This window comes from Scytonema hankhaensis NUACC26, assembly GCF_045865695.1.
Classification (GTDB): domain Bacteria; phylum Cyanobacteriota; class Cyanobacteriia; order Cyanobacteriales; family Nostocaceae; genus Scytonema.
In genome coordinates, this window is record NZ_BAACAP010000195.1 from 62151 (window position 1) to 70237 (window position 8087).

An 8087-nucleotide genomic window follows, 5' to 3' on the forward strand; every position below is an offset into this window, starting at 1 on the left:
GGTTCCGTAAGAAATGTCATGCCTAGCAATCAACCCAGCCCTATCAATCGAGCAATTTGGAAAAAAGGTGACCCAATCATTGAAGCTCTAGTTGTTTATTGAACTGCATCAGGGCAATTAATCGTAATATACCTCTTAGCTCAACCAACTAAGCGAGGCGGAGCCTCGCTGACTGCATTCCCAGGCTGAGCCTGGGAACGAGGTATCCCCTACTCCCTACTCCCTGTATTGGGGGCTTAAAACAAATTCAAATCTGTAACAGCACCCAAACTGCAAGAAGAAACCAACTTGGCATACTTTGCTAACACGCCAGTTGTGTAACGGGGTGGAGGTGCTTGCCAATTAGCTCGTCGCTGTGCCAATTCTTCATCAGACAGGTGCAAGTGCAGCAAACGACCATGGGCGTCAATTGTAATCGTATCCCCTTCTTCCACTAGAGCGATCGCACCCCCAACAGCTGCTTCTGGTGCAACGTGACCGACAACCATACCGTAAGTCCCACCAGAGAAGCGTCCATCGGTAATCAACCCAACGGAATCCCCCAAGCCAGCACCAATCAAAGCTGAAGTTGGAGCAAGCATTTCCCGCATTCCCGGTCCACCTTTGGGTCCTTCGTAGCGGATAACAAGAACATCTCCTGGGTTAATTTTCTTTTCTAGAATTGCATCCAAGCAGGATTCTTCCGATTCAAAAACCCTTGCTGGTCCGGTTATTTTTGGCTTCTTCACTCCGGTAATTTTTGCTACAGAACCTTCTGTTGCTAAGTTCCCTCTTAAGATAGCCAGGTGTCCTTGTTGATACATGGGATTGTTCCAAGGACGGATAACATCTTGATTGGCTGGTGGTTCTTCAGAAACTTCTTCGAGAACTTCTGCCACTGTTTTTCCAGTGATAGTCAGGCAGTCACCGTGGAGTAACCCGTGTGCGAGTAACATTTTCATCACTTGCGGAATTCCACCGACTTTGTGCAAGTCTGTTGCTACATACCGTCCACTCGGTTTTAGATCGCACAGTACGGGAACGCGAGCGCGAATCGTTTCAAAATCATCTAAAGAAAGTTCCACACCCATAGCACGAGTAATTGCCAGCAAATGTAACACCGCATTTGTAGAACCACCAACTGCCATAATGACAGAAATAGCATTTTCTATGGATTTGCGGGTAATAATTTGGCTGGGTAAAATTTGCTTGCGGATGGCTTCTACTAGGAAAAAGGCAGACTTTTCCGTACTATCAGCTTTTTCTTCATCTTCTGCTGCCATTGTAGAAGAATAAGGCAAGCTCATACCCATGGCTTCAATGGCACTAGACATGGTATTTGCTGTATACATACCACCGCAAGATCCAGCCCCAGGACAAGCTCTGCGCTCCACTTCCATGAAATGATTTTCGTCTATTTTATCAGCGACGTATTGCCCCACCGCTTCAAAAACACTGACAACTGTTAAATCGGTTCCGTTATAGTGTCCGGGTTTGATAGTTCCTCCATAAACAAAGATGGCAGGAATGTTCATGCGAGCAATAGCAATCATTGCTCCTGGCATATTCTTATCGCAACCGCCAATTGCCAAGACACCATCCATACTTTGTCCGTTACAAGCGGTTTCTATGGAATCAGCAATGACTTCCCTCGATACTAGGGAATATTTCATTCCCTCTGTTCCCATAGAAATACCATCGCTGATGGTGATTGTGCCAAAGAGTTGTGGCATGGCTCCAGCGCTTCGGACTCCCGCTTCTGCTCGTTCCGCCAGCTTATTAATTCCCATGTTACAGGGGGTAATAGTACTGTAGCCATTGGCAACACCAACAATAGCTTTGGTGAAATCCTCATCTTTAAAACCAACAGCACGCAGCATCGATCTATTTGGCGATCGCTGCACTCCCTGTGTAACAACTTGGCTTCTAAAATTCTCTAACATTTTACTACCCCCAGTGCTGTCATCTTCCCTATGATGCATTTGTTTTGTGATTATCGCAAAATAAGTGGCTATATTTATGCGGCGATCGCAAATCGTTTGCGCTTATAGAAGCATCATACGTAGACTCTTTTAAGATGTCCAATATATATTTGTTCAAAATTGATACTTTTAAAATATCAAAAAATTGAAATTGACAGATCTCTGGTACTTTATTGCTGTCGCTGAGGAACTGCTCTTGAGTCGATTAGCTGAGCGATTATACTTAGCCCAATAGCAGCGATCGCGAGTCAGGAATGCATCGTTTTGGTAAACTAGTGAGCAGATAGCTAATGTATTTTGCGTGCATGAACAACATAGTAGAACTCCCAAGCGGGAAAATATTGAATATAGTTCGTTTTGTTGCATTGATTCCAACTAATACCAGTAACCAGGATTATGAGCTTATTTTAGAGGGGTATTCCAACCCAGTTTATTTAGAAGCACCAGATGCTAGCGCGTTGAAGCAAATTTTGCAATTAGATTTCAAAGGAAAAATTACTGCCACACATTCAACTTGGGATAAAGACGAGCAGTTACGGAAAAATCAAAAAGCGATCGCTCTTTTAGCTAAACGTATAGAACGTCATCAAAATATGTCTGAAGAAGAATCCAAGGAGCGAGAAGAATTATTTGAAGAATTTAAGCTGAGAATTGATGCAGAGCGACTTCCAGGTCAGAAATTATATTCGCGATCGTGATAGTTTTTATAGACTCAGGGGTATTAGGAATTCTTGCTAACCCCACTAAAGTAGGCGAAGTAAGTGATTGTGAGCAATGGTTATATAGACTACTTTCTCAAGGAGTTTATGTTTGTTCTTCTGACTTATGTGATTATGAAGTTAGGAGAAATCTAATTCTAGAAAATAATCGCAAGCCTCATCTTAATAGTATTAAAAATTTAGATGAACTGAAAGAATTAATAACTTTTTTACCTGTTTCACCCTTACTGTTAACACAATCCGCTTCACTGTGGGCATCAGCTCGCCTTCAAGGAATGTCAACAGCTGATGATAAGACCCTTGATGTTGACATTATCATCTGCGCTCAGTGGGAGATACTGAAAGAAGAATTTCCCAGTCGCTACATCGTTATAGCTACCACTAACGTCAAACATCTAAGTCGTTTTGCCTCTGCTCAAATATGGAGAGAGATTAAGTTATAGGGCTCGACTCGCTCCAATTAGAAGGACTGGAGATTGGTAAATCGGTACTGGGAAACCAGTTTCCAGTCCCCAGTCCCTAGTTCCCAGTCATAAAAGCAATACACTTATTCATTTGCTCGCGCATAGTATCAGGATCGGCGTGGTATCTCCGCCCATGACCGGGTAAAACCCATTCAAATGAGTAATTTGCAAGTTGGCGCATGGATTTAATTTGTTCTGACCAAGAGTACCAATTGTAATCTCGAAAGGCTTCTAGCTGTTTGAGGTCATCCGACCAAGCCAAATGGTCGCCAGTAAAAAGAAATTTGTTTTTGTATAGTAAAACAGTGTGTCCTTCAGTATGACCGGGAACGGGAATAATCAATAAATCGGGAGTTAGTAAAAAAGGATCTAAACCTGTTAGCTGTATTTCTACACTACGAGTCCCTGAAGTAATATCTTCTGAGTGGAGAATGCGATCGCACTTAAAATGGTCGGCAAATTTTTGATGATCGGCTACATCATCTTTATGAGTTAGGTACATATAGCGAATTCCGCCTATTTTTTCCAATCGTTTGACTAAAGGAGGTACAAATTGGGGAGAATCGACTAAAACATTACCTTCAGGAAGTTGAATAAAGTAACTAGCACCTCCATAAGATTTTTCCGAATGATAGCCGCAATGATAGACGTTATCTTCAATTGGAATTGGAAAACTGAGTTGAGCAATTTTGATATCTTGAGGCGTTTCAACTGTACCAATAGAATGAGTTGGACAAGATAACAGAGCTTGAAGTGCTGCCAATCTTTCCTTTTCGTTAGTTGGTTGATGATAAACTGCTGACTGTTCTCCAACGTCTATATATACAGATGGAGCCATCCAACGGCAGGTATCGCAATCTATACAGCTTGTATCGACATAAAAATCGCCATTAATATTTTCAGGGTGACGTAGATTTAAATGAGCCATGATATTAAAAGAATTTTGTTTTTTCTAGTTTAACGCTAAAAATCATGACAGCAAGAACGATCGCACGCCCAAAAATTGAAGTGCGATCGCTCTTAAATTCCCACTCAAGTTTTACCCTACAAGTAGATGCAGCTTATTTACAACAGCATTAATAACATGATGCGTAACGGGCAAACTATCAACAACCATGCCAAGACATAACAGCATCATGTAAGAAATGGAGTAGAGAAACAATCCTTTCGCTAATGTACGGTCTTCAGGATTGTGCAACAATTGCCAAGCTTTGTGTATAAATATGACTCCCAGCCAAAGGGCAATGACTGCATACACTGTTCCACTTTGGTGTAGAGGATAAACTAGCAACAGTGTTGCGGCTACGGTAACTAGAGTGTAGTACCAAATTTGCTGCACTGTTGGTTTTGTGCCAGCAACTACGGGAAGCATTGGGATGCCAACCTTTGCATAGTCATCTCGAATCATCAAAGCAAGGGACCAAAAGTGAGGCGGTGTCCACAAGAAGACGATCCCAAAGATCAGCCAAGCAGACCAACTTAATGTACCAGTTACCGACGCCCAACCGACTAGTGCAGGAATTGCACCCGCCGCACCACCGATAACAATGTTTTGGGTACTGTGACGCTTGAGTAAATGCGTATAAATCAGTACGTAAAATACAATACCAGACATTGCTAGCAAGGCGGCTAGTAAGTTAGCAAACACGGAAAGTAATGTGAAAGAGATAACAGCGAGTGCGAGAGCAAAAATTAAAGCATCGCGGGGCTGTACTTTACCAGAAGGGAGAGGGCGATGGCGCGTCCTCTCCATGTCATAGTCTATGTCTCGGTCATAAACGCAGTTAATAACTTGGGCGCTTGCGGCTGCCAAAGTACCACCAGCGAGCGTGACTAGCAACAGCAATGGGTTGACTTCCCCTTTAGCTGCTATCCACATACTTCCAGCTGTCGTAATGAGTAATAAGGGAATGATCCTGGGTTTTGTTAGCTGGTAATAGCTATGAATAACCTCTAGAAATGTTTGGTGGTGGCGAGAGACATTAGTCTCGATCATTTTGGCACTATTTCCTTATGTTTCAACTTAGTTTGTAGGGTTTGCGTTGGCACTCTCCGGGTAAGAGTCGATCCCACGGCTACTAGCCCAGTCGCGGAGTGCTAAAACTGTGAAAACCACCAAACTACCCAGTAAACAAGCTCCTACAGCTTGGTGAGAGACTGTAAGTGGTTCAACTTGAAGGTGCAACCGAAATGTTGCGACTCCTAACAAAAGTTGTATGATGAGTAATCCACCAGCTATGTTTGCCAATCGCCGTAAAGTTGGATGCAATGCTGGTGTTCGCCAAGAGAGAAAAACAACTGTCAATGTTGCTACTGTTGGCGGTACCACGCCAATAATATGGCTGTACATTACAGTACACAGTTGGGAACCTCCAAAACACTGGTGTAAAGCCCAACGAGAGCCTACCAAGGCACCTAATATACTTTGTAGGTACACCAAAATAGCAGCGCTTAAGCCTACCCATGGTAAATGACCAACAGTTCCAGTCCCTTGAAAGGGAGTGAGTGTACTGCCAATAACCAGCAGAGTGATAAAAAACAACAGTGCTGTTCCCAAGTGGGCGGTGACAATATCAAACCGCAAAAGTTCTGTTACGGTTAGTCCGCCCAGGACTCCTTGAAAAACAATGAGAAATAAGGCAAATGTCGATGCCCAAGGAAGCCAGCGAGGTAGGAATTGACGGTACCACCAGGATATTGCCGCAAGTGCGATCGCGCCAATCCCAATTAAAGCTGCATCTAGCCTGTGAAACCACTCCAAGAATACTTGAAAATTCATCTGCTTGGTTGGCACCAGTTCTCCGTAGCACAAAGGCCAATCAGGACAAGCCAACCCAGCATTCATCACGCGGGTAGCACTACCTATTGCCATCAAAATCAAGGTAGCAGCACACAGTTTCCACACCAAGCGACGAATTCGTTCCTGTGGCACCTGTTGGGGCGCAGTTGTTGTATTTTGTTGTTTTAGGACAAATTCGCTCATGAATGATACCTTTTGGCCACTTTTTGGAGTTATTGAGATTCCAAGATTTTGTGATAAGTGTCAGTACTGAACGGACAATTGCTTTTGTTTGGAGTATTTCTCCAAATTTCCAGCAGATTCCTGACCCATCTCCACCCTAGCGTACAAATTTAGGGATGCGATCGGCTCTGACTATACTGTGAATCCAATAGTCACTTTTTGCCTGAAGCTTTAGGGATTTTTCAAATTGTCAGGCGTTGTATTGATAATATTCACTTTAAATCCTTGAAATTTCTGCCCTTTGCTGACATCCATCCTTTGGCACATCTAACGACGGCTTTCTATTCATAATTAAAAAGAGAGACTAAAAATTAATAAAAATTTTAGGCTCTTGCCCGTCATCTCACTTAGGCTGAACTAGTGTAGTAAGTGAGTATGCTGCTCAGTCCAACGTAAAGTCACTAACATAGAAACCCGTGAAAATTCCAAGTACAATCTGGACGTTACTCATTGGCATAGTGTTGACCCTAGTCAGCCTGTGGTTTGGAACAAATCATGGACTCCTGCCAACAGCAGCCTCAGAGGAAGCATCTTTAGTAGACGGTTTGTTCAACGCGATGATGACCGTATCCGTTGGTATTTTCCTCGTGGTTGAAGGTGTTCTAATATACTCTGTCATTAAATACCGCCGTCGTGTAGGCGATAATTCAGATGGTCCTCCAGTATATGGAAATGTGCCGTTAGAAATCCTGTGGACAGCTATTCCCGCTCTTATCGTTATTGGTATATCTGTTTACAGCTTTGATGTTTATAATGAAATGGGTGGTTTTAATCCCCATGCCGTTCACGACGCTCCTGTCACTCCACAAGCAATGAAAATGCCAGGAGCAGCAATAGCAGCAACTCTATCAGATACACCCCCAAGCACTGAACCCAATACAAACCAGAAAAAAGCTGCTGAGGTAATGCAAGATCCAGCCACAGCAGAAGTTCGCAATTCAGACCAAATTCCTCAACTCCGGAATGCACCTGGTGTAGGAAGTGTTGCTCCTACAATCGGACCAACACCCGAAAATGAAGGTAAACCACCTGCGCTTGTTGTTAATGTTACAGGTTTGCAGTATGCTTGGATTTTTACCTACCCAGACACCGGAATTACCACTGGTGAATTGCACGTTCCTGTAGGACGTGAAGTCCAAGTAAATATTTCTGCTAACGACGTTCTCCACGCTTTTTGGGTACCAGAATTCCGCTTAAAACAAGATGCGATCCCCGGCAGACAAAGCGAGCTTCGTTTTACACCTAGCAAAGAAGGTACTTATCCGCTTATTTGTGCTGAACTTTGTGGTCCCTACCATGGTGCAATGAGGTCGCAAGTTGTTGTGCAAAAGCCAGAAGAGTTCCAGCAATGGCTGCAAGAACAGCAAGTTGCTAGCAATGAAGATCTCAACAAAGCAGTTGCTGTCAATCCTGCTGAATTATCTCCTTCTGAATTCCTCACTCCTTACACTCATAACATGGGAATTCAACCCGAGTTGTTACATCAAATTCACAATTAGTTATTGGTCATTGGTCATTGGTCATTAGTCATTAGTCATTAGTAAAACACAAAAGACAAATGACAACGGACAAATGATAACGGACAAATGACAAATGACAAACAAACATACTTCCTATGACACAAGCGCAAATTCAAGAAAAAGCCAATATTCCAGCCCGGATAGAAGAACCAGGGCAAAGAAACTGGCGAGATTACTTTTCCTTTAACACCGACCATAAAGTAATAGCCATTCAATACTTGGTTACCACCTTTATCTTTTACTGTATTGGTGGCGTAATGGCTGACTTGGTTCGTACCGAATTGCGAACCCCAGAGGTAGATTTTGTCACCCCAGAGGTTTACAACAGTTTGTTTACTCTGCACGCCACAATCATGATTTTCTTGTGGATTGTGGCGTGCAGAGTAAACAAACTGTTGTAA

General features: G+C 43.1%; 7 protein-coding genes and 1 pseudogene. 4 read left to right on the plus strand and 4 right to left on the minus strand.

Annotation, left to right across the window (positions count from 1 at the left end):
* Nucleotides 1-236 precede the first annotated feature (236 nt).
* On the minus strand, nucleotides 237-1922 hold the full coding sequence (gene ilvD, locus ACKTT2_RS21330) for a dihydroxy-acid dehydratase (RefSeq protein ID WP_407890454.1): 1686 nt from the start codon (nucleotides 1920-1922) through the stop codon (nucleotides 237-239).
* A gap of 344 nt (nucleotides 1923-2266) precedes the next feature.
* Between ilvD and ACKTT2_RS21335 the strand changes: the two genes are divergently transcribed.
* Nucleotides 2267-2659 carry a hypothetical protein gene (locus ACKTT2_RS21335; protein WP_407890441.1) on the plus strand — a complete coding sequence of 131 codons (393 nt, stop codon included), beginning with the start codon at nucleotides 2267-2269 and terminating at the stop codon, nucleotides 2657-2659.
* Nucleotides 2656-3123 carry a PIN domain-containing protein gene (locus tag ACKTT2_RS21340; RefSeq protein ID WP_407890442.1) on the plus strand — a complete coding sequence of 156 codons (468 nt, stop codon included), beginning with the start codon at nucleotides 2656-2658 and terminating at the stop codon, nucleotides 3121-3123. Before ACKTT2_RS21335 ends, ACKTT2_RS21340 begins: the two co-directional genes overlap by 4 nt.
* 76 nt (nucleotides 3124-3199) lie before the next feature.
* Here the strand turns inward: ACKTT2_RS21340 and ACKTT2_RS21345 are convergent, their stop codons facing one another.
* The 3 genes from ACKTT2_RS21345 to ACKTT2_RS21355 all read right to left on the minus strand — a co-directional run bounded on the left by ACKTT2_RS21345 (nucleotide 3200) and on the right by ACKTT2_RS21355 (nucleotide 6127).
* The gene (locus ACKTT2_RS21345) at nucleotides 3200-4072 is read right to left on the minus strand and encodes an MBL fold metallo-hydrolase (RefSeq protein ID WP_407890443.1); all 873 of its coding nucleotides are present in this window, start codon (nucleotides 4070-4072) and stop codon (nucleotides 3200-3202) included.
* Nucleotides 4073-4183: 111 nt separating this feature from the next.
* Nucleotides 4184-5140 (minus strand): heme o synthase, encoded by a 957-nt coding sequence (locus ACKTT2_RS21350; protein ID WP_407890444.1) that lies wholly within the window; start codon nucleotides 5138-5140, stop codon nucleotides 4184-4186.
* A 27-nt stretch (nucleotides 5141-5167) separates the two neighbouring features.
* A complete protein-coding gene (locus tag ACKTT2_RS21355; protein ID WP_407890445.1) occupies nucleotides 5168-6127 on the minus strand; it encodes a COX15/CtaA family protein in 960 nt (319 codons plus the stop codon).
* Nucleotides 6128-6582: 455 nt separating this feature from the next.
* On the opposite strand from ACKTT2_RS21355, the gene ACKTT2_RS21360 reads away from it, so the two are divergent.
* Both ACKTT2_RS21360 and ACKTT2_RS21365 read left to right on the plus strand, forming a co-directional pair.
* On the plus strand, nucleotides 6583-7665 hold the full coding sequence (locus ACKTT2_RS21360) for a cytochrome c oxidase subunit II (RefSeq protein WP_407890446.1): 1083 nt from the start codon (nucleotides 6583-6585) through the stop codon (nucleotides 7663-7665).
* Between the two features lie 116 nt (nucleotides 7666-7781).
* A pseudogene (locus ACKTT2_RS21365) lies at nucleotides 7782-8060 on the plus strand (cbb3-type cytochrome c oxidase subunit I); the annotation flags it as partial.
* Nucleotides 8061-8087: the final 27 nt, after the last annotated feature.